Origin of the sequence: Methylobacterium nigriterrae (genome assembly GCF_037106235.1) — a bacterium.
Classification (GTDB): Bacteria; Pseudomonadota; Alphaproteobacteria; order Rhizobiales; family Beijerinckiaceae; genus Methylobacterium; species Methylobacterium nigriterrae.
Genome location: NZ_JBAWTG010000023.1, coordinates 1 through 23,410, shown reverse-complemented (window position 1 = coordinate 23,410; position 23,410 = coordinate 1). Strand labels below are relative to the sequence as shown.

The 23,410-nt window shown below is 69.5% G+C and carries 20 protein-coding genes, 1 tRNA gene and 1 pseudogene; 14 read left to right on the top strand and 8 right to left on the bottom strand.

The window, feature by feature from the left end; genetic code table 11:
• Positions 1 to 12: 12 nt before the first annotated feature.
• Positions 13 to 999: a D-erythronate dehydrogenase gene (gene denD / locus WDW90_RS14250; RefSeq protein ID WP_336488054.1), complete on the top strand. Its 987-nt coding sequence runs from the start codon at positions 13 to 15 to the stop codon at positions 997 to 999.
• Between the two features lie 38 nt (positions 1,000 to 1,037).
• On the opposite strand, the gene mgtE is transcribed toward denD, so the two are convergent.
• The gene (mgtE, locus tag WDW90_RS14245) at positions 1,038 to 2,408 is read right to left on the bottom strand and encodes a magnesium transporter (RefSeq protein ID WP_336488053.1); all 1,371 of its coding nucleotides are present in this window, start codon (positions 2,406 to 2,408) and stop codon (positions 1,038 to 1,040) included.
• Positions 2,409 to 2,882: 474 nt separating this feature from the next.
• Here mgtE and pqqA point away from each other — a divergent pair, with 474 nt between their 5' ends.
• Positions 2,883 to 2,972, top strand: a complete 90-nt coding sequence (pqqA, locus tag WDW90_RS14240) for a pyrroloquinoline quinone precursor peptide PqqA (protein WP_336488052.1) — start codon at positions 2,883 to 2,885, stop codon at positions 2,970 to 2,972.
• A gap of 492 nt (positions 2,973 to 3,464) precedes the next feature.
• Here pqqA and ldtR read toward each other — a convergent pair whose 3' ends face one another.
• From ldtR to WDW90_RS14225, 3 genes are all read right to left on the bottom strand, one after another.
• Entirely contained in the window at positions 3,465 to 3,977 is a 513-nt protein-coding gene (gene ldtR, locus WDW90_RS14235) for a transcriptional regulator LdtR (protein ID WP_336488051.1), read from the bottom strand.
• Positions 3,978 to 4,140: 163 nt separating this feature from the next.
• Positions 4,141 to 4,590: a DUF6163 family protein gene (locus WDW90_RS14230; RefSeq protein ID WP_336488050.1), complete on the bottom strand. Its 450-nt coding sequence runs from the start codon at positions 4,588 to 4,590 to the stop codon at positions 4,141 to 4,143.
• 1 nt (position 4,591) lies between these two features.
• Positions 4,592 to 5,650 (bottom strand): enoyl-CoA hydratase/isomerase family protein, encoded by a 1,059-nt coding sequence (locus tag WDW90_RS14225; protein WP_336488049.1) that lies wholly within the window; start codon positions 5,648 to 5,650, stop codon positions 4,592 to 4,594.
• A gap of 168 nt (positions 5,651 to 5,818) precedes the next feature.
• Here WDW90_RS14225 and hemB point away from each other — a divergent pair, with 168 nt between their 5' ends.
• The 4 genes from hemB (at position 5,819) to WDW90_RS14205 (ending at position 8,767) form a co-directional block, all read left to right on the top strand.
• Complete coding sequence (gene hemB / locus WDW90_RS14220) at positions 5,819 to 6,877, top strand: porphobilinogen synthase (protein ID WP_336488048.1); 1,059 nt, start codon at positions 5,819 to 5,821, stop codon at positions 6,875 to 6,877.
• Positions 6,874 to 7,260, top strand: a complete 387-nt coding sequence (locus tag WDW90_RS14215; RefSeq protein ID WP_336488047.1) for a hypothetical protein — start codon at positions 6,874 to 6,876, stop codon at positions 7,258 to 7,260. Before hemB ends, WDW90_RS14215 begins: the two co-directional genes overlap by 4 nt.
• Positions 7,261 to 7,411: 151 nt before the next feature.
• On the top strand, positions 7,412 to 7,897 hold the full coding sequence (locus tag WDW90_RS14210) for an RDD family protein (RefSeq protein ID WP_336488046.1): 486 nt from the start codon (positions 7,412 to 7,414) through the stop codon (positions 7,895 to 7,897).
• A 123-nt stretch (positions 7,898 to 8,020) separates the two neighbouring features.
• Positions 8,021 to 8,767 carry an arginyltransferase gene (locus tag WDW90_RS14205; RefSeq protein WP_336488045.1) on the top strand — a complete coding sequence of 249 codons (747 nt, stop codon included), beginning with the start codon at positions 8,021 to 8,023 and terminating at the stop codon, positions 8,765 to 8,767.
• 104 nt (positions 8,768 to 8,871) lie between these two features.
• On the opposite strand, the gene WDW90_RS14200 is transcribed toward WDW90_RS14205, so the two are convergent.
• Positions 8,872 to 11,010 carry a TonB-dependent receptor gene (locus tag WDW90_RS14200; RefSeq protein WP_336488044.1) on the bottom strand — a complete coding sequence of 713 codons (2,139 nt, stop codon included), beginning with the start codon at positions 11,008 to 11,010 and terminating at the stop codon, positions 8,872 to 8,874.
• Positions 11,011 to 11,392: 382 nt separating this feature from the next.
• Between WDW90_RS14200 and purB the strand changes: the two genes are divergently transcribed.
• The 6 genes from purB to WDW90_RS14170 all read left to right on the top strand — a co-directional run bounded on the left by purB (position 11,393) and on the right by WDW90_RS14170 (position 18,498).
• A complete protein-coding gene (purB, locus tag WDW90_RS14195; protein ID WP_336488043.1) occupies positions 11,393 to 12,703 on the top strand; it encodes an adenylosuccinate lyase in 1,311 nt (436 codons plus the stop codon).
• Between the two features lie 119 nt (positions 12,704 to 12,822).
• Positions 12,823 to 14,094 (top strand): class I SAM-dependent methyltransferase, encoded by a 1,272-nt coding sequence (locus WDW90_RS14190; protein WP_336488042.1) that lies wholly within the window; start codon positions 12,823 to 12,825, stop codon positions 14,092 to 14,094.
• Positions 14,095 to 14,233: 139 nt separating this feature from the next.
• On the top strand, positions 14,234 to 15,085 hold the full coding sequence (locus WDW90_RS14185; protein WP_336488041.1) for a D-amino-acid transaminase: 852 nt from the start codon (positions 14,234 to 14,236) through the stop codon (positions 15,083 to 15,085).
• A gap of 94 nt (positions 15,086 to 15,179) precedes the next feature.
• Positions 15,180 to 15,524 (top strand): hypothetical protein, encoded by a 345-nt coding sequence (locus WDW90_RS14180; RefSeq protein WP_336488040.1) that lies wholly within the window; start codon positions 15,180 to 15,182, stop codon positions 15,522 to 15,524.
• 159 nt (positions 15,525 to 15,683) lie between these two features.
• Complete coding sequence (locus WDW90_RS14175; RefSeq protein WP_336488039.1) at positions 15,684 to 16,976, top strand: adenylosuccinate synthase; 1,293 nt, start codon at positions 15,684 to 15,686, stop codon at positions 16,974 to 16,976.
• 85 nt (positions 16,977 to 17,061) lie between these two features.
• Positions 17,062 to 18,498 carry a histidine kinase gene (locus WDW90_RS14170; RefSeq protein WP_336488038.1) on the top strand — a complete coding sequence of 479 codons (1,437 nt, stop codon included), beginning with the start codon at positions 17,062 to 17,064 and terminating at the stop codon, positions 18,496 to 18,498.
• 69 nt (positions 18,499 to 18,567) lie between these two features.
• Here WDW90_RS14170 and rpoH read toward each other — a convergent pair whose 3' ends face one another.
• Positions 18,568 to 19,458, bottom strand: coding sequence for an RNA polymerase sigma factor RpoH (gene rpoH / locus WDW90_RS14165; RefSeq protein WP_336488037.1), 891 nt, complete (start codon positions 19,456 to 19,458; stop codon positions 18,568 to 18,570).
• A 286-nt stretch (positions 19,459 to 19,744) separates the two neighbouring features.
• Positions 19,745 to 20,737, bottom strand: coding sequence for an RluA family pseudouridine synthase (locus tag WDW90_RS14160; protein ID WP_336488036.1), 993 nt, complete (start codon positions 20,735 to 20,737; stop codon positions 19,745 to 19,747).
• A gap of 109 nt (positions 20,738 to 20,846) precedes the next feature.
• On the opposite strand from WDW90_RS14160, the gene WDW90_RS14155 reads away from it, so the two are divergent.
• Together WDW90_RS14155 and WDW90_RS14150 are read left to right on the top strand one after the other, a co-directional pair.
• Positions 20,847 to 20,922 (top strand) — tRNA-Glu (locus WDW90_RS14155).
• 107 nt (positions 20,923 to 21,029) lie between these two features.
• Positions 21,030 to 22,877 carry a site-specific integrase gene (locus WDW90_RS14150; protein WP_336488035.1) on the top strand — a complete coding sequence of 616 codons (1,848 nt, stop codon included), beginning with the start codon at positions 21,030 to 21,032 and terminating at the stop codon, positions 22,875 to 22,877.
• A 445-nt stretch (positions 22,878 to 23,322) separates the two neighbouring features.
• Here WDW90_RS14150 and WDW90_RS14145 read toward each other — a convergent pair.
• Positions 23,323 to 23,410: pseudogene (locus WDW90_RS14145) on the bottom strand (IS5-like element ISMex42 family transposase); the annotation flags it as partial.

Here is a 23,410-nt window from a genome sequence, read left to right as displayed (position 1 = left end):
AGGACACAGCCCATGCACGCCCTGATCCTCGGTGCCGCCGGCATGATCGGCCGGCGCCTGACCGACGCCCTCGCCCTGTCCGGCCGCATCGGCGAGGAGGCGCTCACCGCCCTCACCCTCGTCGACGTCGCGGCGCCTCCTCGGCCCGCGGGCTTCTCCGGCGCCGTCCGCACGGAGGCGGCCGATCTCACCTCTCCCGGCGCCGCGGAAGCCGCGATCGCGGGCCGGCCCGACGTCGTCTTCCACCTCGCGGCGATCGTGTCGGGCGAGGCGGAAGCGGATTTCGAGAAGGGCTACCGGGTCAACCTCGAGGCGACGCGCCTCCTGTTCGAGGCGATCCGCCGGGCGCACCTCGCCGAGGGCTACCGGCCGCGCGTCGTCTTCACCTCCTCGCTCGCGGTGTTCGGGCCCCCGCTGCCGCCCGTGATCGGCGACGACATGATCCTGACCCCGGCGAGCTCCTACGGCGCCCAGAAGGCGATGGGCGAGCTGCTGCTCTCCGATTACACCCGGCGCGGCTTTCTCGACGGGATCGGCCTGCGCCTGCCGACGATCTGCGTACGGCCGGGCAAGCCCAACAAGGCGGCCTCGGGCTTCTTCTCCGGCATCATCCGCGAGCCGCTCGCCGGGCAGGAGGCGGTGCTGCCCGTGCCCGACACCCTGCGGCACTGGTTCGCGAGCCCGCGCGCGGCGACCGGATTCCTCGTCCACGCAGCGGAGATCGACCTCGCGCCGCTCGGCCTGCGCCGCAACCTCACCATGCCGGGCATCTCCGCGACCGTCGCCGAGGAGATCGAGGCTCTGCGGCGCGTCGCGGGCGACCGCGCCGTCGCGCTGATCCGCCGCGAGCCCGATCCGGCGGTCAGGCAGATCGTCGAGACCTGGCCCGAGGCCTTCGCCACCGAGCGGGCGCTCGCCCTCGGCTTCCGGGCCGACCCCTCCTTCGACGCGATCGTGGCGCTGCACGTGGAGGAGACGGGAGGCCGCCCGCCGGCCTGAGCGCGGCCGGGCGCGGCTCCCCTGCCGGCCCGCCGCCGCTACAGCAGCGTTCCCCTCAGGATCAGCAGCGCCACCGAGAAGTAGATGACGAGCCCGGTCACGTCGACGAGGGTCGCCACGAAGGGTGCCGAGGCGGTGGCCGGGTCGAAGCCGATCCGCTGCAGCACGAAGGGCAGCATCGATCCGGCGAGCGAGCCGAAGGTGACGATGCCGACGAGGGCCGCCCCGACCGTCGCGGCCACGAGTTGCCAGTGCGGGCCGTAATCGTACAGGCCCGTCTTCTGCCAGATCGCGATGCGCACGATCCCGATGACCCCGAGGATCGCCCCGAGGAGGAGCCCCGTCGGAAGCTCGCGCAGGGCCACGCGCCACCAGTCGCGCAGGCGCACCTGGTGAAGCGCCAGCGCCCGGATCAGCAGCGAGGTGGCCTGCGAGCCGGAATTGCCGCCCGACGACATGATGAGCGGGATGAACAGGGTCAGGACGATCGCCTTCTCGAGCTCCCCCTCGAAGCCCTGCATGGCCGAGGCCGTCAGCATCTCGGAAAGGAACAGGGCGCAAAGCCAGCCCGCGCGCTTGCGGATCATCGTGAAGAAGCCGATGTCCATGTAGGGCTCCGGCAGCGCCTCCATGCCGCCGAAGCGCTGCACGTCCTGGGTCTGCTTCGCCACCATCGCGTCGATCATGTCGTCGACCGTGACGATGCCGATCACGTGGCCGACCGCGTCGACCACGGGCAGGGCCAGGAGGTCGTATTTCGAGATCAGGCGCGCGGCCTCCTCGCGGCTCGCGGTGGGAGAGACCGCGAGCGGGCGCCGCCCGGGGGCGACCGACAGCACGTTGTCGTCCGGGTTGCCCGAGATCAGGCGGCGCAGCGGCACCGACTTCGTCAGCGCGCGGGTGCGCGGGTCGAGCACGAAGATCGCGTAGATGGTCTCGCGGGTCTTCTCGACGTGGCGCACGTGGTCGAGGGTCTGCGCCACGCTCCAGTTGCCCGGCACCGCGACGAATTCCGTCGTCATCAGCGAGCCCACCGTCTCCTCGCCGTAGGCGCTGAGCCGGTCGACGGCGCCCCGCGTCTCCGCATCGAGGCGGGCCCTCAGGTCCGAGCGGCCCGGCTCCTCGATCTCGCGGAAGATGTCGGTGACCCGGTCGGCCGACATGCCGGAGAGATAGGAGGCGACCCGGTCTCGGGGCAGCATCTCGACGATGTCGGCGGCGCAGTCGAGCTCCGGCTGGTCGAGCACCTCGACGGCCCGGTCGTGGGGCAATCCGAGCAGGATCGCGGCCGCGACCTCGGGCGCCTCCTCGTTCAGGGCCTCGACGATGTCCGGCGCGCGCTCGTCCGAGAGCCGCGCGGCCAGGACCGAGGGGTCGATGCGGGTGTCGAAGGGGGCGATCTCGTTCATGGGCCTCGCCTGTCTTCCTGGGCTTTGAGCGCGCCCGGCCGTGACCGGCGGCGCGCGAGGCCCGCGGGAGGCCTCAGGGGCTCAGGCGGGCGCGCGGCACGGGGCCGGACACGGCACGGACGATCGATCGGGACTGTCGCTGGGCATCACATCGGCTTCGGGACGGGTGCCCCGGACCGGCTGGCAGCCGGGGCGCCAGGGTGGTGCGCCCCGCGCGCGGAGGCGTCAAGCCGAATCGTGCGCCGGGGACGGATGCGGCGCCTCCATGATGCCCGTCCCGACCCACGCCATCGCGCTGGAGGAGGTTCCACGACAAGCGACACCATATCACTGATATCGTTCGAAATTTTGTGCTGGTTCCGGCGCCGGCCGCCGCTCTCGTCGGCGTCTATGAGAAATATAAGTGTAGGGCCCACTTGTATTGTGCCCAACACATCGCCTATCTTCCGGCCATCGAAATCGAGGAGAGACGCCATGAAGTGGTCCGCCCCCGTCGTTCAGGAAATCTGCGTCGGCATGGAAGTCACCAGCTACGAGTCGGCCGAGATCGACACCTTCCACTAAGTCGACGCTCGCTCCGGCGATCGTCCTGCCGGGCGCCGCTTCCGAGAGGAGGCGGCGCCCTTTTCGTTGGCCTGCTCCGAGCGGTCGGGCGCTCCGTCCAGCGTGGACCCGCGCTCACGCGGAGAGCCGGGCGGCCATCGGGCCGTCCGGCTCTCCGCGCGTGGAACAGGCGGGACGGGGACATGCCCCGCGGGGCGGTCCGCGGAACGCTGCCGGCCCTGGGGCCGGGCCGCGGGATCGGGCGCCGCCTGCCCGGCTGCCTCATACGGCGTGCGCTCGATCCCTTCGGTGTGAGTGCGGGCTCCCACCTCGACCTCATCCTGAGGAGCCGCAGCGCAGCGGAAGCCTCGAAGGAGGGCTCCAGGGAGCGCGGGGCCCGCTGGAGGCCTCCTTCGAGGCCGCTGGCGCGGCGCCTCAGGATGAGGGCGAGGGTGGGATGCGGTCGTGGGCGGGAGCCCGCACCCGCACCGAAGGGATCAGCCGGCGACGGTATCAGAGCCGATAGCGGATCTGATCGGTCCAGAACCGCTCCAGGCGGCCGAGCGCCTGGTTGAGGCGGCCGAAATCGTCGTTCGAGATGCCGCCGATCGGCTGGATCGTGCGGGCGTGCTTGTCGTAGAGGCCCTGGATGATGTCGTGAACCTGGCGGCCCTTGTCGGTGAGGCTGATGCGCACCGAGCGGCGGTCCGTCTTCGAGCGGGCGTGGTGGAGATAGCCCGCCTCGACGAGCTTCTTGACGTTGTAGGAGACGTTCGAGCCGAGATAGTAGCCCTTGGTGCGCAGCTCGCTCGCGGTCAGCTCCTTGTCGCCGATGTTGTAGAGCAGCAGGGCCTGGACGCTGTTGACGTCCTCGCGTCCGCGCCGCTCGAACTCGTCCTTGATCACGTCGAGGAGCCGGCGGTGGAGACGCTCCACGAGGTGCAGGGCCTCGAGATAGGAGCCGCTCGCGGCGCCGGCCTCGAGAGCGGTGTTGGTTTCGACAACCTTGACGGCCTGGGACTTCATCGTGTGCCTCACCCGATTTGTTGTGCCGGTCACCGTGAAGTCCGGCGCCGCTTATGAGCCCAAGCTACGGGTGGGGAATGAAAAGCGGTTTAAGCGACAGGATGAATTTGCGATTTACTTCTGTAGGTAAATGCAAAATGAAGCCGTCGCCGTAACCTCCCGTTTACCGGACCTCGCGAGCCGCCAGCCAGGATAAAATGAAGTAAATCGCGATAATACTTCCCTGTGCTGCGATCAACGGCAGCGGCAGCGGCAGCAATTGCGGCGTGAGGATTGCGAGCGTCAGCGCGGAGGTGGCGGCGAGCAGCCACACGACGCCGCCCCAGGCGCTCGTCAGCCAGAGCCCGACCGCAGCCATGACGTCGATCACCGCGAAGTAGACGATCACGGCCTGGCGGCCCACCGGCTCGGCCTCGAAGGGCTTGGCGCCCGGCACCACGTCGAGGATCGAGGCCCAGGAGAAGACGCCCTTGGCGAGCCAGGCGAGCGCCGTGACGCGCATGAACCAGACGAGCGCCGTGTCCCAGGTGGTGCTCGGCGCGCCGGCGCTGCGCTCGATGCGGTCGCTCGCGGCGGCGCCGACGCCGCGGCCGGTCTTGATGGGCCCGCGCATCTCAGGCGAAGCTCGGCTCGGGGCGGTCGAGGGGCGCGAAGGTCGCGGCGATGGCGGCCGGATCGACCGCCTCGAGCTGCGCGGGCTGCCAGGCCGGCCGGTTGTCCTTGTCGATCAGCACCGCGCGCACGCCCTCCAGGAAATCGTGCGAGCCCGTGACCCGGGTGGCGAGGCGGTACTCCGTCAGGATCGCGTCGGGCAGGCTGAGGCCGGGACCGCGCCGCATCTGCTCCAGCGCGATGCACAGGCTCGTGGGCGAGCGGGTGCGGATGAGTTGGCCCGTCTCCGCCGCGAAGGCCGCGTGGGCGGAGGCCGCCACGTCGAGGCGGCCGAGGATGTCGGCGACGCTCGCGCCCGCGAAGCAATCGTCGATGAGGCCGCGCTCCGTCACGAGCGGTCCGGGCGCGGGCGGCGGCGCCGCGTGGGCGGCCAGCACCGCCTCGATCTCGGCGCCCGCCGCGAGGCCGTCGAGGATCGCGTCGAAGTCGCCGGAGCGGACGTGGTGCGTCGCGAGCCCGACCGCGAGGGCGTCGCCCGCCCCGATCCGGGCGCCGGTCAGCGCCAGGTAGGTGCCGGTGCGGCCGGGCAGGCGCGGCAGCAGGTAGGTCATGCCGATATCGGGAAACAGCCCGATCCCGACCTCCGGCATCGCGAAGCTGTAGCGCTCGGACGCCACCCGGTAGCCGCCATGCACCGAGATGCCGACGCCCGCGCCCATCACGATCCCGTCGATCAGCGAGAGATAGGGTTTGGCGTACCGCGCCACGTAGGCGACGAGCCCGTACTCGCCGCGCCAGACCGCGTCGGTCTCCGCCGCGCGGCCGGCGGCGGCCGCCGCGTGGATGCGGCGGATGTCGCCGCCCGCGCAGAAGGCCCGGCCGCCCGCGCCCCGCACGGCGACCCGCGTCACCGCGGGATCGGCCGCCCAGGCCTCGAGCTGGGCCTGCATGTCCCGGATCATCCCGAGCCAGAGCGCGTTCAGCGCCTTGGGCCGGTTGAGCGTGACGAGCCCGAGGGACCCGCGCCGCTCGAACAGGATCTCGCCCTCAGCCTCCGCCATCGTGTCCGACCTTTCCCGTTGCGCGCCGGTTAGAGGGCGCTTCGGCCCCCGCCGTCAACCGCCGGACCGCCGGCGCCGCGCGCCCGCGGGTTTCGCCGCATCCGGCGAAGTGATAGGCCCGGGACGCCGGACCAGCACCCGGCCCCGCGCATCAGAGCCCGTGACGCCATGTCGAACGACACGCCCCAACCCCGCCCGCTCGCTGTCGAGACCGCGCGGGAGGGCGCCCGCGTCGAGGGTCTGAAGATCACCCAGCGCCCCCGCCGCAACCGCAAGTCCGAGTGGTCGCGCCGCCTCGTGCGCGAGCACACGCTCACGCTCGACGACCTGATCTGGCCGCTCTTCGTGATCGAGGGGACGAACCGCCGCGAGCCGATCGCCTCGATGCCGGGCGTCGAGCGCCTCAGCGTCGACGAGGTCGTGCGCGAGGCCGAGCGGGCCGCGCGCCTCGGCATCCCCTGCGTGTCGTTCTTCCCCTATACCGAGCGCAGCCTGCGCGACCCGCGCGGCTCCGAGGCGCTCAACCGCGACAACCTGGTCTGCCGGGCGGTGCGGGCGGTGAAGCGGGCGGTCCCCGGGATCGGCGTGATGACGGACGTCGCCCTCGACCCCTACACCAGCCACGGCCATGACGGGCTCCTGGAGGACGGCGCCGTCCTCAACGACGAGACCGTGGCGCTCCTCGTCGAGCAGAGCCTGATCCAGGCCGAGGCCGGCACCGACGTCATCGCACCCTCCGACATGATGGACGGGCGCGTCGGCGCGATCCGGGCCGGCCTCGACAAGGCGGGCTTTCGCGACGTCCAGATCATGGCCTACGCGGCGAAGTACGCGAGCGCCTTCTACGGGCCATTCCGGGACGCGATCGGCACGCAGGCGGCGCTCGTCGGCGACAAGCGCACCTACCAGATGGATCCCGGCAACGGCGCCGAGGCCCTGCGCGAGGTCGCCCTCGACCTCGACGAGGGCGCCGATTCCGTGATGGTGAAGCCGGGCCTGCCCTATCTCGACATCATCCGCCGGGTGAAGGACGCGTTCGGCGTGCCGACCTTCGCCTACCAGGTCTCCGGCGAGTACGCGATGATCGAGGCGGCCGCCCGGAACGGCTGGCTCGACGGGGAGCGGGCGATGACCGAGAGCCTGCTCGCCTTCAAGCGGGCGGGTGCCGACGGCGTGCTCACCTACTACGCGCCGAGGGTGGCCGAGCGCCTGCGCGCGGGCGCGTGAGCCCGCGCGGCCTCCGCGGGCTCCTGCTCCTCGCCGGCGTCGTCGGCTCCCTGACGGGGCTCGCCGCCTGCGAGAGCTCCGTCCAGCGCCAGCGCGTGGCGCTCTGCCGGCGGTCGGTGCCGGCGCTCGCCCCGGGCGAGACCGAGCTGCGGCTCCTGCGGGCGGGCTCGGGCGCCGAGCCCGACAGCGTGCGTGTCGACTACACGCTCGGCCCGCGCCCGCACTGGGCGCTCTGCCGCTTCAACGCCGGGGCCGAGCTCGTCGGCATCACCACCGACCGCGGCCGCCTCAACGGCGCGGCGCTCTACCTCCTCAAGCGCTACTATCTCGACACGCCGGACGCCGAGGCCGCCGACCCTGCGCGCGCGGGCGCGCAGCCGTGAGGCTTGCCATCTTGCCGCGCGGGTGTGCAGCCGTGAGGCCTGCCATCTTGCCGCGCGGGCGCGCAGCCGTGGGGCTGGCCATCTTGAGCGGCGCCTGCCGGCTCCCCACCTGAACCGCGGCGACCCTTCTCGCCTTCAGGACGCGACGGCCATGCTCAATCCCCCGCCCGGTTACGCCGAGCGCCTCGATGCGCCCGGCTACCTGCCCCCGATGCCGGTTCCGACGGTGCGCGCGAGCCTCGGCGCGCGCTGCGTCGCCTACCTCCTCGACATCCTGTTCATCTTCGGCTTCACCCTGATGCTCTGGGTCGCCATCGCGGTGATCGGCGTCATCACCTTCGGGCTCGGCTGGACGCTGTTCGCGGTGCTGCCGGCAAGCGGCATCCTGTACAGCGCGATCACGGTCGGGGGCGCCCGCCAGAGCACGATCGGGATGCGGCTGATGGGCCTGCGCGTGGTCGCGCCCGAGAGCGGCCGGCGCGTCGACGTCCTGACGGCGGCGGTGCACGCGCTCCTGTTCTACGTGGCGATCTCGACCTTCCTGCTCTGGTGCGTCGACATCCTGTTCGGCCTCGTGCGCAGCGACCGGCGCCTCGGCCACGACCTGCTCCTCGGCCTCGCGGTGGTGCGCGGCTGAGCGTACGCTTGCGCGCACCGAAATAGTCGGGCGCGAGCGCGCACGAACAGTTGAGCGGAGCCGTGGCGGCGCTACACTCATGGCGGGTACGGGCCTCCGTGCCTGCCGAGGGCATTCCAAAGCGTGACGAGCCACCCGCGCGACACCCCCCAGTTCTATCTCACGGCGCCATCCCCCTGCCCCTATCTGCCGGGCCAGGAGGAGCGGAAGGTGTTCACCCATCTGGTCGGGCGCCGGGCGCGCGACCTCAACGAGATCCTGACGCAGGGGGGCTTCCGCCGCTCGCAGACCATCGCCTACCGGCCGGCCTGCGAGACCTGCCGCGCCTGCGTCTCGGTGCGCGTGGTGGCGGAGGATTTCCGGCCGACGACGAGCCAGCGCCGCATCCTGCAGCGCAACGCCGACCTCGTCGGGGCCCCGGAGGCGAACCGGCCGGCCTCCGAGCAATATGCCCTGTTCCGCCGCTACCTCGACGCGCGCCACGGCGACGGCGGCATGGTCGACATGACCGTGCTCGACTACGCCATGATGATCGAGGACAGCCACGTCGACACGCATCTCGTGACCTACCGCCGCCGCGGCCCCGACACCGCGATCCACGGCCGCGGCACCGGCGCGCCGGTCGCCCTCTGCCTGACGGACGTGCTGTCGGACGGGCTCTCGATGGTCTACTCGTTCTACGATCCGGACGAGGCGAGCCGCTCGCTCGGCACCTTCATGATCCTCGACCACATCCGCCGCGCCCGCGCGCTCGGCCTGCCGTACCTCTACCTCGGCTACTGGGTCGAGGGCTCCCGCAAGATGGACTACAAGGCCCGCTTCACCCCGCAGGAGCGGCTGCTGGCGCAGGGCTGGGTGCGGGTGGAGTGAGGCGCGGCCGCGCCGCGCGGCCCGCCTCCCGTCCCGGATCGTAGTCCCACCCGCGACCTCATCCTGAGGCGCCGCAGTGCAGCGGAGGCCTCGAAGGAGGCCTCTCAGAACCGCGCGATGATCTGCGCCCGGATGGTGCGCGGCGCGCCCGGCGAGATGTTGTTGTTGTTGTCGGCCGTGTAGATGTAGCGCCGGTCGAAGACGTTCTCGATATTGACCTGCGCCCGCACGAACTCGTTGACCTCGTAGAACAGGCCCAGGTCGAAGCGGTTGTAGCCCGGCAGCCGGATGGTGTCGTCCGAGGATGCGAAGGTGTGCGTCTGGTAGATGTACCCGATGCCGATCGAGAACTGCTTCGTGACCGCGAACTTGTTCCAGAGCGAGACCGAGTTGAACGGCACCAGTCCGACCGTGTTGCCCTTGACGATCGTGGCCGAGGTCGCGCTCTCGATGCGGGCGTCGGTGAGCGCGTAGCCGCCCGCGATCTGCCACCAGTCGGTGACGTAGCCGTTGGCGCCGATCTCGATGCCCTGCGTGTTCGTCTGGCCCGACAGGATGAAGAAGCCGGGGTTGTTCGGGTCGGGGAGGCGCTGGTTGCGCCGGTCGAGGTTATAGGCCGCGAAGGTGACCTGGAAGGCCGGGTTGACGTCGTACTTCACGCCCACCTCGAGGTTCTGGAACTCCTCGGGCTTCGAGATGACGAGGCCGCGGCTGAAGGCGCCGATCTGGTCGCCCGAGCTCGGCAGATAGGAGACGCTGTAGCTGCCGTAGAGGGCGAGGTTCGCCAGCGGCTTGATCACGAGGCCGGCACGCGGCGACATGAGGTTGTCGACGCGGTCGTTCGTGACGAGGGTCCGCTGATCCGTCGAGGCGAAGTTGAAGTAGTCGTAGCGCAGGCCGCCGATGATCTGCACGTAGGGGTTCAGGTCGATCTGGTCCTGCGCGTAGACCGCAGCAGTGTTGAGGCTGTAGCGGCTGTTGGCATCGGTGGTGCCGTTGTTGCGGAAGATGACAGGCGCGCGCGTGATCGGCGAGAGCGGGTTCACCACGACGCTCGTTGCGAAATTGGGGGCGAAGAGCGCGGTCTGCCGGAAGGTGGTCCCCTCCTGGTATCCGAGTTCGAAGCCGCCGAGCAGGGTGTGCTTCACGTCGCCGGTGAGGAACTTGTAGGTGAAGTCGTTCTGATTGAAGTAGTTCGTCCGCGGCGTGTCGTTCCTATAGCCCGTGATGCTCACGGCCGTGCCGGCATTGTTCACCGCGCTGCCCGGCAGCGTGTTCTGGTAGAAGCGTTGATAGTCGGCGAACCGGAGCTGGCTGTGCATCTGCACGCCGTTGTCGAACAGGTGGTCGAGGGTCGCGGTGGCGATGTTGGCGTCGACCTTGGTGAAGTTGACGTCCGGGTTGCCAAAGAAGGTGCTGATATTGTTGCGGTAATTGTAGGCCCGGCCGAATTGCGAGGGGATGCCGCGGTCGGGGAAGCGGTTGTCGTGGAAGTACTCGTAGGAGAGCTTCAGCGTCGTCTGCGGATCGATGAGGAAGGTCATCGTCGGGTTGACGCCGTAGCGCGTGAGCTCGCCGAACTGCCGGAAGGTGCCGCTGTCCTCGAACACGCCGTTGAGGCGGAAGAAGGCGCTGTCGCTGAAGCGGTCGCCGACATCGACGGCGACGCGCTTGTCGCCGAACTGGCCGCCGCCCGCGACGATCTCGCGGATCCGCAGGCCGTCCGCTTCCTTGAGGATCCGGTTGATGATGCCGCCGCCGCCGCCGCGCCCGAAGATCAGCGAGTCGGGCCCCTTCAGCACCTCGACGCGCTGGACGTTGTAGAGGTCGCGGTAATACTGGACGTCGTCGCGCATGCCGTTGACGAAGAAGTCCGCGCTCGTGTTCTGGCCGCGGATGATCGCCTGGTCGCGGTTGCTCTCGCCCTGCGCCGGGATGACCCCCGGCACGTAGCGGAGCTGGTCCGTCAGGTTCTGGAAGTTCTGGTCCCGGATCTGCTCCTGGGTGATGATGGTGATGGATTGCGGCGTGTCGAGGAGCAGCGTGTCCGTCTTCGTCGCGCTGCGCGTCGCCTTGGTGAGGTAGCCCACCGTAGCGCCGCCCTGCCCCTCGACGCTGAGCTGGTCGAGCGTCACCGCCGGGGTGCCCGCGACCTCGACGGGTTCCTGCGCCTGCGCCGCGCCCACCAGAAAAGTCCCTGCCAGCAGAGTCCCGATGAACTCCGCGCTGCTCCACCGACCCATGGCCCGGCCCCGTAGTTTAGTGTAATTCCAGAAAGCATCGGCCCGGTTCTTCTTGTAGGCCGACGGCTCTGCTCTACGCGGGCCCGCCGCATCGGCAAGCTGCGCGCGCGGCCATGTCCGGGACAATCTTTTGAAAGCCTTCTAAGAACGAGTACAAGGAACCCGCTAAGTGCGGACGTAACGCGAAAAATCCGAGCCCGGAATCAATCCTGGATCTTTTCCAGACTGTTTCGCATTCCGCCGCGCGTTGCTTTCCCGCAACAGTTGCGTGCCGCCGTTCCCGCGTTGAGCCGTCCGGGCGCCCGTGCTAGGCGCGCCCCGGGACGTCATCCCGAGACGTCCTCCGGCGCGCAATCCCGCGCGCAGAAGTCCGAGGCCTCCGATGATTCCCCGCTACAGCCGCCCCGCGATGACGGCGATCTGGTCGCCGGAATCCCGCTTCCGGATCTGGTTCGAGATCGAGGCGCATGCTACGACCGCGCTCGCCGAGATCGGCGTGGTGCCGAGGGAGGCCGCCGAGAGGGTCTGGGAGAAGGGCCGCGACGCGGTCTTCGACGTCGCCCGCATCGACGAGATCGAGGCGGTGACGAAGCACGACGTCATCGCGTTCCTCACCCATCTCGCGGAGATCGTGGGCCCGGAGGCCCGCTTCGTGCACCAGGGCATGACCTCGTCGGACGTGCTCGACACCTGCCTCAGCGTGCAGCTCGTGCGCGCGGCCGACATCCTGATCGCCGACGTCGACGCGCTGCTCGCGGCCCTCAGGCGCCGCGCCTTCGAGCACAGGCTGACGCCGACGATCGGCCGCTCGCACGGCATCCACGCCGAGCCCGTCACCTTCGGGCTCAAGCTCGCCCAGGCCTATGCCGAGTTCGAGCGCAACCGGGCCCGGCTCGTGGCGGCGCGCCAGGAGATCGCCACCTGCGCGATCTCGGGCGCGGTCGGCACCTTCGCCAACATCGACCCGCGGGTGGAGGCCTACGTGGCCGAGCAGATGGGCCTGACGCCGGAGCCCGTCTCGACGCAGGTCATCCCGCGCGACCGGCACGCCATGTTCTTCGCCACCCTCGGCGTCGTCGCCTCCTCGGTGGAGCGCCTGTCGATCGAGATCCGCCACCTGCAGCGCACCGAGGTGCTGGAGGCCGAGGAGTTCTTCTCGGAGGGGCAGAAGGGCTCCTCGGCGATGCCGCACAAGCGCAACCCCGTGCTCACCGAGAACATGACGGGGCTCGCCCGCATGGTGCGCGCCTACGCGCTGCCCGCGATGGAGAACGTGGCGCTCTGGCACGAGCGCGACATCTCGCACTCCTCCGTCGAGCGCATGATCGGGCCGGACGCGACGGTGACCCTCGACTTCGCGCTGGCGCGGCTCACGGGCGTCGTCGACAAGCTCCTGATCTACCCCGCCAACATGCAGAGGAACCTCGACCGGCTCGGCGGGCTCGTGCACTCGCAGCGGGTGCTGCTCGCGCTGACCCAGGCCGGGCTCTCGCGCGAGGACGCCTACCGGCTCGTCCAGCGCAACGCCATGCCGGTCTGGCGGGGCGAGGGCGACTTCCTGACCCTGCTCAAGGCCGATTCCGAGGTCGCGGCGGCGCTCGGGCCGGAGCAGATCGAGGCATGCTTCGATCTCGGCTACCACTTCAAGCACGTCGACACGATCTTCGCGCGCGTCTTCGGCGCCGGGACCTGAATCTCCGGCCGGGGATTCCAGTCCGGTTCCGGACGACGCCCCGCCGGCGCTTGACGGCAGGCGGGGCCGCCACAACCTCTCAAGGAGCGGATTGTAGTCCTGCGCCTTGAGGTTGCGGCGTGCTGATCGACCGTATCCTGGAGAGAGCCTTCGCGGCCGGCGGACTCGTCGGCCGGCTGACGGTCACGACCGCGAGCGGATACCGTTTCCGAGCCGGCGACGGGTCCGGCCCCGAGGTCGCGATCCGCTTCGCGGACGCGGCCGGCGAGCGCGCGCTGCTCCTCGATCCCGAGTTGCGCTTCGGCGAGCTCTACACGGACGGGCGCCTCGTGATCGAGCGCGGCAGCCTGCCCGACCTCCTCACCGTGCTCATCGCCCGCAACCACGGCTCGCCCGCCTTCTGGCCGGTGCGCAGCCGCGGCCTCGCCCGCCGGCTGCGCCGACGCCTGATCGACCGCAACGGCCCCGAGCGCGCCCGCCACAACGTCGCCCGCCACTACGACCTCGACGACCGGCTCTACGGCCTGTTCCTCGATTCCGACCGGCAATATTCCTGCGCCTACTACGCCGAGCCCGGGATGAGCCTCGAGGCGGCGCAAGCCGCCAAGAAGCGGCACATCGCGGCCAAGCTTCTCGCCGGCCCTGGCCTCAGCGTCCTCGATATCGGCTGCGGCTGGGGCGGGCTCGCCCTCTACCTCGCGGAGGTGGCGGGCTGCGATACGGTGCACGGCATCACGCTCTCGTGCGAGCAGCAGGCGCTGGCCGAACGACGCACGCACGCTCAAGGTTTGTTCCGACGCGTGCACGTCGCCCTGGAGGATTACCGGGCGACGACCGGCACCTTCGACCGCATCGTCTCGGTCGGCATGTTCGAGCATGTCGGGCCCGCCCATTACGATGCCTTCTTCCGCACCTGCCGCGAGCGCCTCGCCGAGGATGGAGTGATGCTCCTCCACACGATCGGCCGGACCGGCATGCCGGCGGCGACGAGCCCCTGGATCACCCGCTACATCTTTCCCGGCGGCCACCTGCCGACCCTCTCGGAGATGATGCCGCCGATCGAGGCTTCAGGCCTGATGCTCGCCGATCTCGAGGTGCTCCGCCTCCACTACGCGGAGACGCTCCGCGACTGGCGCGCCCGCTTCCTGGCACGCCGCGAGGACGCTGCCCGCCTCTACGACGCCCGCTTCTGCCGGATGTGGGAATGGTATCTCGCGAGCGCCGAGGCCGCCTTCCGCCACGAGGACGCCGTGGTGTTCCAGCTCCAGCTGACCCGCCGCAACGACGTCGTTCCCCTGACGCGGGACTATGTCGTGCAGGCGGAGGCGCGCCTGCGGCAGGCGGAGGACGCGCTCACCAGGATCCGCACCGTCCTCCCGGCGCAGGCCTGAACCCGCGCGCCGGGGCTCGGGACCTGCACGATTCCTGCAACGCGGATTGTCACCGAACGCACTTGCGGCGGCCGGATGCGGGTGCTTGGAAGGGCGCTCGCGGCCCGGCCGCACCCTCCGGCGATCCCGAGGAGATCCGATGTCCCGCACCGTGTACCTCAACGGCAGCTTCGTCCCGTTCGAGGAGGCGCGCATCCCGATCATGGACCGGGGCTTCCTGTTCGCGGACGGGATCTACGAGGTCTCGGCCGTGCTCGACGGGCGCCTGGTCGACAACGAGGCCCATCTCGCCCGTCTCGACCGCTCGCTCGGCGAGATCGGCATCCGCAACCCGCATACGATCGCGGAGTGGATCGGGCTCGAGACCGAGCTCGCGGAGCGCAACGGGCTCGACGAGGGCGTCGTCTACATGCAGGTCACCCGCGGCGTGGCCGAGCGCGACTTCGCGTTCCCACCGGCCGACACGCCGCCGAGCGTCGTGATGTTCACGCAGAAGAAGGCCATCGTGTCGAGCCCCCTGGCCGAGACCGGCGCCAGGGTGATCACCGTCGAGGATCTGCGCTGGAAGCGGCGCGACATCAAGTCGGTGGCCCTCCTCGCCCAGGTGCTCGCCAAGCAGGCGGCGGCCGCTGCCGGCGTCGCCGAGGCCTGGATGGTCGAGGATGGCGCGGTCACGGAGGGCTCGTCCTCCACGGCCTTCATCGTGACGAAGGATCGCCGCATCGTGACGCGCCCGCTCTCGACGGCGCTCCTGCCCGGCATCACCCGGGCGGCGGTCCTGCGGCTCGCGAGCGAGGCCGACCTGGCGATCGAGGAGCGGCTGTTCTCGGTGGAGGAGGCGCATGATGCGGCCGAGGCCTTCTACACCAGCGCCTCGGCCTTCGTGATGCCGGTGGTCAGCCTCGACGGCCGCACCCTCGGCGACGGCCATCCGGGACCGCTGACGCGGCGCCTGCGCGCGCTCTACATCGAGATGGCGCGCGCCGGATAGATGCCGCGCGACGCGCCCGGCCCGAAACCGCAGGAACGGATTCCGCAGGCAAGGGTTCCTCTCGGAACGTCAGGAGTCCGAGAGAGAGGTTCCGATGCCGAAACTGTTGCCAGGGCTCATCGCGGGGACCGCCTGCCTCGCGGCTGCGGCCGCGTTCGCGCAATCCCCCGATGCGCCGCTGAAAGGTCGCGACACCGACCCGAACCTGCCGGCGCAGAGCCAGACGCCTCCCGAGAAGATCCGCCCGGATGACGGCGCCGGCCCGAGCGGTGACCCGACGCTCAGCGAGAAGCTGCGGAGGAACGACGGCGTCATCAAGCCGCCCGGCAACGCCGCACCGGGCATGGTGGTGAAGCCGCCGGACCCGGATCCGGGCTCGATGCCGGTGATCAAGCCCGGCGAGTTGCCCGGCCAGAAGCCGAACACGGAAGCCAAGTAGCCACCAATCAGCGCTCCGCCGGGCCCGCCCATCCCCTGCCGGATGGGCGCTTTGCTTGATTTTGAGGGCCGGATCGCGGAAAGACCCTTGCGACAACGGGTTAACCCGCGGCCCGAGGCCGGGGGCCCGTCCTGCATTGCGGCATGGGTTTTTGAGCGAATGGCGAACGTCGTCGTCGTAGGCGCCCAGTGGGGCGACGAAGGCAAGGGCAAGATCGTCGACTGGCTCTCCGAGCAGGCCGACATCGTGGTGCGGTTCCAGGGCGGCCACAATGCCGGCCACACGCTGGTGATCGGCGAGGCGGTCTACAAGCTCTCGCTGCTGCCTTCGGGCGTGGTCCGCCCCGGCACGCTCGGCGTCATCGGAAACGGCGTCGTGCTCGACCCCTACGCCCTCGTGGCGGAGATCGATCGTCTCGGCGAGCAGGGGGTGCGGATCAGCCGCGAGAACCTGCGGGTCGCCGACAACGCGACGCTGATCCTGTCGCTGCACCGCGAGCTCGATGCGCTGCGCGAGGACGGCTCGCCCGGCACCAAGATCGGCACCACCAAGCGGGGCATCGGCCCGGCCTACGAGGACAAGGTCGGCCGCCGCGCGATCCGCCTGATGGACCTGTCGGAGCTCGACGCGCTCGCGCCGAAGATCGAGCGGCTTCTCGCCCACCACAATGCCCTGCGACGCGGCTTCGGCCTTCGCGAATTCTCGCACGACGCGATCTACGAAGAACTCGCCGGCATCGCCGATCGGGTCCTGCCCTACCAGGATACGGTCTGGCATCTGCTCGACGAGGCGCGGCGCGCCGGCAAGCGCATCCTGTTCGAGGGTGCGCAGGGCGCGTTGCTCGATGTCGACCACGGCACCTACCCGTTCGTGACGTCCTCCAACACGGTGGCTGGCCAAGCGGCGACGGGCTCCGGTCTCGGGCCGGGCGCGATCGGCTACGTGCTCGGCATCGCCAAGGCCTACACGACCCGCGTCGGCGAGGGCCCGTTCCCCACCGAGCTTCACGATGCGGTCGGCGAGCGCATCGGCGAGCGGGGCCGCGAGTTCGGCACCGTCACGGGCCGCAAGCGCCGCTGCGGCTGGTTTGACGCCGCGCTCGTGCGCCAGACGGTGCAGACGTCCGGCATCGACGGCATTGCCTTGACCAAGCTCGACGTGCTCGACGGCTTCGACGAGATCCGCATCTGCACGGCCTACGAGATCGACGGCACCCGCATCGACCATCTGCCGGCGAGCCAGGGCGCGCAGGCGCGCGCAGTGCCCGTCTACGAGACCTTCCCGGGCTGGGGCGAGACCACGGCAGGCGCCCGCTCATGGGCGGAACTGCCGGCCCAGGCGATCAAGTACGTGCGCCGGATCGAGGAATTGATCGGCGCTCCCGTCGCTCTGCTCTCGACCTCGCCGGAGCGCGACGACACCATCCTGATGCACAATCCCTTCGAGGACTGAGCCTGAGAATTCCTCGTCCGGCGGTGTCCCAGGAAGCGGGAGCGCTGCGCTGAGGGGGGGCGGCAAGAGGGCGGATCCAGGCACGATGGCCGATTACTATCCGTTGCTGGCACGGGCGCTCGACGCCCTGCCCGACCGTTCGCCCGCCATGCGCAAGGCGGTCTACGACCGCGCGCGAGGCGCCCTGATCGGCCAGCTCCGGTCCCTCGAGCCCCCGCTCTCTCAGGATGACATCGACCTCGAGCGCAAGGCGCTCGACGCGGCGATCGACCGGCTTGAGGTGGATTACGGCGGCGCGCCGGCGCCGGCGAACGATCCGGCGCCCGCGCCGCCATCGACGGCGCCCACGCCCGAGCCGATCGCTGCCACCGAGCCGGAGGACGGACTGTTCGAGCCGGAGCCGCCGCGTTCGCAGGCCGAGCCCGTGCTGCCACCGGCTCCGCCGCCCGATCTCGGCCCTGCGCCGGCCGCAGCCAGCCTGCCCGAGCCGGAGACGGAGATGGACACGGCGCGCGAGGCGCCCCCGATCCCGATCGCCGCGCGCAAGGCAAAACCGCCGACCTTCGTGCCGAACGCGGACGCTGGCCCGAAGACCGGGCAGGACGACACGGAAGCCGAGGCGCGGGCCGAGCCTGAACCCGGCGCGGGCCCGGCAGATGCCGTCAACCCCCGCCAGCGCCCGCGGATCGACGTCGTTGCGCCCCGCAACGGGCGCTCGAAGGGCTTGCGCAACGCGTTCGTGGGCGGTGTCCTGGCGGTGGTGATCGGCCTCATCGCGGTCGCGGCCTTCCTCCTGCGCGACAAGCCGGCGGATCTCCAGCCGAGCGGCGCCGAGACATCCGCCCCGTCCGAGGGCGCCGACACGAAGTTCGCCGACCGGGTGGGCGGCGAGCAGGCCCCGGCCGCACAACCGGCGCCGAGCCAGGGCGCCCCGTCGGCGCCCGCTCCGGCTCCGCTATCGCCGGCCGAGCTCGCCGTGGCCCAGCGCGCGGTCCTGATCGAGGAGAACACCTCGGCGCAGAACAACCAGCCCTCGACAACCAGCGGCCGCGTCGTCTGGCGCCTCGATTCGGTGAGCGGCGAACAGGGCCAGCCGCTGGAGACGGCAGTCATCGCCAGCATCGATTTCCCGGATGTCGGTCTCGGCCTGACGATGACGATCCAGCGCAATCTCGACGCGACGCTTCCGGCCTCGCACACGATCAAGCTCGCCTTCACCGATACGGGCGCGGAGGGCGAGAAGCGCGCGGTGCAGGATGTCGGCCTGCTGCAGGCCAAGGATGACGAGAATTCCCGCGGGTCGCCGGTTTCCGGCCTGCCAGTGCGGGTGCGCGAGAACCTGTTCCTGATCGGATTGTCGTCGCTGCGCAACGATGTCGAGCGGAACAGCGATCTCCTGCTGCACAAGAACTGGTTCGATCTCGCCGTGCGCTACGCGTCGGGACAGCGAGCCGTGATCACCTTCGAGAAGGGCAATTCGGGCACGCAACAGATGCAGCGCGCCTTCGACCAGTGGCGTTGAGCGGGCACCGTCATCGGCCTGCCCCTCGCGAGGGCAGGCCGCCCGATGCTCGGATGGGCACCACGGTTTTCAGGCGCCAGTGCCCGCCCGCGGCAGTTCGCGGCTGGCAAGGTTGCGCTTGACCGCCTCCTGCACCTTCTCGAAGGCCCGCACCTCGATCTGGCGGACGCGCTCGCGGGAGACGCCGAACTCGCCGGAGAGATCCTCCAGGGTAATCGGGTCATCGGCGAGCCGCCGCGCCTCGAAGATGCGCCGCTCGCGCGGGTTGAGCACGCCAAGCGCGTCGCGCAGGGCCGAGAGGCGGTTTTGCCCCTCCTCCTCGCGCGCCAGCACCGTCTCCTGGCTCGGACTGTTGTCCACGAGCCAGTCCTGCCACTCGCCCTCCCCCTCCTCGCGCAGCGGCGCATTGAGGGAGGTGTCGCCCGATAGGCGACGGTTCATGTCGATCACGTCCTGCTCGGGCACGCCGAGGCGGGTCGCGATGTGCTTGACCTGATCGGGTTTCAGGTCGCCCTCGTCGAGGGCGGAGATCCGACCCTTGGCCTTGCGCAGGTTGAAGAAGAGCTTCTTCTGGTTCGCGGTGGTGCCCATCTTCACAAGGGACCAAGAGCGCAGGATGTATTCCTGGATCGCAGCCTTGATCCACCACATCGCGTAGGTCGCGAGGCGGAAGCCCTTGTCCGGATCGAAGCGCTTGACGGCCTGCATCAGGCCGACATTGCCCTCTGAAACGACTTCGCCGATCGGCAGTCCGTAGCCGCGATAGCCCATGGCGATCTTGGCGACGAGGCGCAGATGCGAGGTGACGAGCCGGTGGGCTGCCTCGCGGTCGCCCGCGTCCCGCCAACTCTTGGCGAGGGTGAACTCCTCGGCCGGCTCAAGCATCGGGAACTTGCGGATCTCATCGAGGTAGCGCGACAGACCACCTTCATTGGCGAGCACGGGCAATGCGCCTGCCATGGTATACCTCCTTGGACTGTCCCCCATACGGGCGGACGAAAGCGCGGAGGGCCGCTCCTTGAGCCGGCCGTCCGATTCCCCATCTGTACTGAGGAATTCCCCGATCCGGTAGCGGTCCGCGACGCGAACGTCGTCATCAACGCGCGAACGGTTCGATTGGTCGATCCTGGCACGAAAGGTCGAAGGCCGAGGTGTGATGGCGCACCGCGACACCGCCCCGGCTTGACTGTGCCCTCACCGTCACAAAGGCCGGCTCTCGTCGCTTTTCGCGTGCGCGGCAAGACGGTTACACGCCGGCTGCGAGGGACCTCGTCAGCGCGTCGATGTCGGGCGGCAACGGGCTCTCGAAGCGCAGGGATTGGCCGGTTCGCGGGTGCGCGAAGCCGAGGAGCGCGGCGTGGAGGGCCTGGCGCCCGAGAGCGCCGAGGGCGGCGCGGGCGCCTTCCGGCAATCGTGCGGCCTTGGTCTTGAAGGCGCTGCCGTAGACGCCGTCTCCGAGGAGAGGATGGCCGCGGTGGCTCAGATGGACGCGGATCTGGTGAGTCCGACCCGTCTCGAGCCGGCAGCGGACCAGCGCGACCTCCGGGCCGAGCGCCGATTCGACGCGGTAATGCGTCACTGCGTGTCGGCCCTCCCCCACCCGCACTACGGCGATCTTCTCCCGATTGCGCTGACTGCGGGCGAGATTCGCATCGATGATGCCGGTGCGAGGCTCGGGCATGCCCCAGACCAGGGCGAGATAGGCTCGCTCCAGCGGACCATTGCGGCCGTGATCGGCGAACTGCGCCGTCAGCCCCCGATGCGCCCGGTCGTTCTTGGCGACGACCATCAGGCCGCTCGTATCCTTGTCGAGGCGGTGCACGATGCCGGGCCGGCGCACGCCCCCGATCCCCGAGAGGCTTGCGCCGCAATGAGCGATGAGCCCGTTCACCAGCGTCCCGCCCTCGTGCCCCGGAGCCGGATGCACGACGAGGCCGGCCGGCTTGTCGATCACGATGAGATCGTCGTCCTCATGGACCACGACGAGGGTGAGGCGCTCGGCCGCCGGCTCGGCCGGCACGGTCTCCGGAACGGCGACCGTCAGCACGGCGCCCTGCCCGACCTTGAGCGCGGGGTCGAGCACCGTCAGACCGTCCCGTCTGACATGGCCCGCCCGCACCAGATCCTGCAGCCGCGACCGCGAGAGATCGGGAAAAGCCTGGGCGAGGGCCCTGTCGAGGCGTGCCGGCCCGCCCTCCGCCGCGACCACTGCCCGCCGCTCGTCCCGATCCGACACCATGCCCTGCAAGGCCGCCCCCGATATGCTGTGCCGTGAGGCTCAAAAAGGCGCGACACGGCCCTTGCCCCCGCGCAGCCACGTCGGTATACGAACGCCTCCCGACCGGAAAGCTCCCATCGTCTAGCGGTCTAGGACGTCGCCCTCTCACGGCGAAAACAGGGGTTCGAGTCCCCTTGGGAGCGCCAGTCCGGCGCCAAGGCGTTGAAGTCTCAGAAACGGTTGGTTCTCCAAGTGCTTGCTTCGCGGCGCGTGCTACACTCGCGTGCTACGGGAACCAAGTACGATGGGCCGTATGAAGTACGTCCAGCGCCGCGCCAACCGCTTTGAGTTCCGCTTCCCGCTTCCCGATGATCTGACCGGCAAGCCGGTCCCGGCGCTCTGGCCCGAGGTCCTCGCGCCCCTCGTCAATGCCCGGACAGGCCGGTTCAAGACCGAGCTGATCCGCTCACTTCAGACGAACGACGGTCGGACGGCTGAGCGCCGAGCCCTCGCTCACATTGCTGAGGCGCACGCACTTGTGGATCGGTCCCGCGTTTTCCTGCGGGACGGCCCATCGGCCAGCATCAGCCTTGACCAGGTTGCTGCCCTGGCCCGCGAGCACGAGATCGAGCTGCTGGGGCGCGACGAGGCGCTGCGGGAGGCAGGCTTGGGGGTCAACTTGGCTCGTCCCGGTGCTCGCGTGCACCACGATGGGCTCGGGATGACCGACGATGACCTAAGCCTCTACAGCTACCTGCTCGCTGACCTCGTCCGTGAGGTGCGCAGCCAGGCCGCCAAGATGCGGCCCGATGACGCGGTCGGGTTAGCGGTCAACCGAGCGGTCGCGAAGCGGGGCCTTGTTCTCCACCCGGACGATCCAGCCTGGCGGCAACTGGAGCTCGGGTTTGTGAAAGCCCGGCGCAGCGCATTTGCGAGCATCAAGGCGAGGCTGGAAGGCGACGACGTTCGGGCACCGCAGCCCCTGGTTGTGGCTGCAGGCGAGACAATCACAGGTGCCTTGAAGCGCTGGTCTGAGGGCGGAGGACGCGGAGCGCGAAAACCGCGATCTGGGTCAGCGGCCGAGGCCCGTCAGGCTGTACAACGTTTCGTCGAGCTTCACGGTGACCTCCCGGCCACAGCTATCACCAAAGCCCATGGGCGCGCGTATAGGGACGCCTTGGCTAAGCTGCCGAAGGCGCTGCCGAACCGCTTCAATCGGCTGAGCCTGCCTGACCTCCTGAAGCAGGATCTCAGCAAGTTCCCGAAGCGGAATGCGCAGACGGTGAACAAAATCCTGGCACTGCTAGGCGGCATCCTGACCCGAGCCGAGCGGGACGGCTTCTTTGAGGCCCTCCCGGCCTGGTCCAATCCCTTCCATGTTCGCTTCGAGATCGCCCACTCCGAGAAGGAGCCGTATGAGCCCTTCACGATGGACGAGTTGCGGCGCCTGCTCGCATCCCCAGTTTTCGCCGAGAACGCCCGACCCCAGGGCGGGCGCGGGGAGGCCGCCTTCTGGTTCCCGTTGATTGCGCTGTTCAGCGGAGCCCGCCGAACAGAGATAGCCCAGCTCAAAGTGGGTGATGTGCGCCAAGGTGAGGCCGAGATTTGGTATTTCGATTTTACGAGCGAGGGCGAGGATCAGAACCTCAAGACCGTCTCCTCGGCGCGCTCCGTGCCAATCCATAAGGAGCTAATTGGCCTCGGCCTACTGGACGTCATAGTCGCTCGGGCCAGCACGCAGGCTGCCGGTGCTCCGCTGTGGCCGGGATTTGAGCCGCCTATCGACCCGAAGGCGAAAGCGTGGACGAAGTGGTTCGGGCGCTACCTCGGCGCGCACGTCGTAGACCATCCGGCCAAGACATTTCATTCATTCCGGCACACCTTCAAGAGAGCATGCCGCGAAGCGGGTTTGAGCGAGGAGGTGCATCATGCGTTGACCGGCCACGCGGGCGGTGGGGTCGGGCGCCGCTACGGCCGCGAGCGAAGAGCTGACGGCTCACTTGACCGCGGCATCTCCCTCCAGCGGCTCCACAGCGAGATCAACAGGGTCTCGTATGGCGACCTGTCACCATACCATTTCAGCCCGTGCCGGGATGTCACGCACAAGAGCCAAGAAAGCCCCCGTGAGGCGAAGCGCCTTGGCCCTGATCAAGGTCTGTAAATACCGCAGGGCAGGCGCAAAAAAGCCTGCCGAACCTTGTCACCATGGTGGATCGAGAATGGCTGGCGTGGGTGGAACGTGAGACTCGAGCCTGATTGAGCCGCTTCGATCACACCGCTGCTTCGACTTGGCGCGTCCGGAGCACGTCAAGGCGATACTTGTCGGATCGCGCCTGATGCACGACGTATAGAAATTCGTTCGACCGCTCGATGAACAGCCCCGCTGCCTCGTCGCCGGTCAGAGGGTAGTGCGTCTCGCCCGTCCAATGCACCAGGACGACATCGCCCTGCGGACGAAGGCTGCAACGCACGCGCCAAACCAAGCGAGCAACAGCGGCTGCGTCCAGGTAGTAGACGACCTCTGACAGCAGGATCAGGTCGAACGTGCTTGCCGGCCATTCGTCCGGTACCTGGGCCAGTTCGAAGCGAACATACTCTACGGCCTGTTAGCTCTTGAGCCAGTCCAGAGCGGCTGCGAGCGAGAGAACGCCCATGAAGCTTGAAGCTGTCTTCTCGTAGCGGGTTGCGATGGCA

Coding starts and splice junctions, on each gene's coding strand:
- denD (WP_336488054.1), top strand. CDS start 13: ATGCACGCCCTGATCCTCGGTGCCGCCGGCATGATCGGCCGGCGCCTG.
- mgtE (WP_336488053.1), bottom strand. CDS start 2,408: ATGAACGAGATCGCCCCCTTCGACACCCGCATCGACCCCTCGGTCCTG.
- pqqA (WP_336488052.1), top strand. CDS start 2,883: ATGAAGTGGTCCGCCCCCGTCGTTCAGGAAATCTGCGTCGGCATGGAA.
- ldtR (WP_336488051.1), bottom strand. CDS start 3,977: ATGAAGTCCCAGGCCGTCAAGGTTGTCGAAACCAACACCGCTCTCGAG.
- WDW90_RS14230 (WP_336488050.1), bottom strand. CDS start 4,590: ATGCGCGGGCCCATCAAGACCGGCCGCGGCGTCGGCGCCGCCGCGAGC.
- WDW90_RS14225 (WP_336488049.1), bottom strand. CDS start 5,650: ATGGCGGAGGCTGAGGGCGAGATCCTGTTCGAGCGGCGCGGGTCCCTC.
- hemB (WP_336488048.1), top strand. CDS start 5,819: ATGTCGAACGACACGCCCCAACCCCGCCCGCTCGCTGTCGAGACCGCG.
- WDW90_RS14210 (WP_336488046.1), top strand. CDS start 7,412: ATGCTCAATCCCCCGCCCGGTTACGCCGAGCGCCTCGATGCGCCCGGC.
- WDW90_RS14200 (WP_336488044.1), bottom strand. CDS start 11,010: ATGGGTCGGTGGAGCAGCGCGGAGTTCATCGGGACTCTGCTGGCAGGG.
- purB (WP_336488043.1), top strand. CDS start 11,393: ATGATTCCCCGCTACAGCCGCCCCGCGATGACGGCGATCTGGTCGCCG.
- WDW90_RS14185 (WP_336488041.1), top strand. CDS start 14,234: ATGTCCCGCACCGTGTACCTCAACGGCAGCTTCGTCCCGTTCGAGGAG.
- WDW90_RS14180 (WP_336488040.1), top strand. CDS start 15,180: ATGCCGAAACTGTTGCCAGGGCTCATCGCGGGGACCGCCTGCCTCGCG.
- WDW90_RS14175 (WP_336488039.1), top strand. CDS start 15,684: ATGGCGAACGTCGTCGTCGTAGGCGCCCAGTGGGGCGACGAAGGCAAG.
- WDW90_RS14170 (WP_336488038.1), top strand. CDS start 17,062: ATGGCCGATTACTATCCGTTGCTGGCACGGGCGCTCGACGCCCTGCCC.
- rpoH (WP_336488037.1), bottom strand. CDS start 19,458: ATGGCAGGCGCATTGCCCGTGCTCGCCAATGAAGGTGGTCTGTCGCGC.
- WDW90_RS14160 (WP_336488036.1), bottom strand. CDS start 20,737: ATGGTGTCGGATCGGGACGAGCGGCGGGCAGTGGTCGCGGCGGAGGGC.
- WDW90_RS14150 (WP_336488035.1), top strand. CDS start 21,030: ATGAAGTACGTCCAGCGCCGCGCCAACCGCTTTGAGTTCCGCTTCCCG.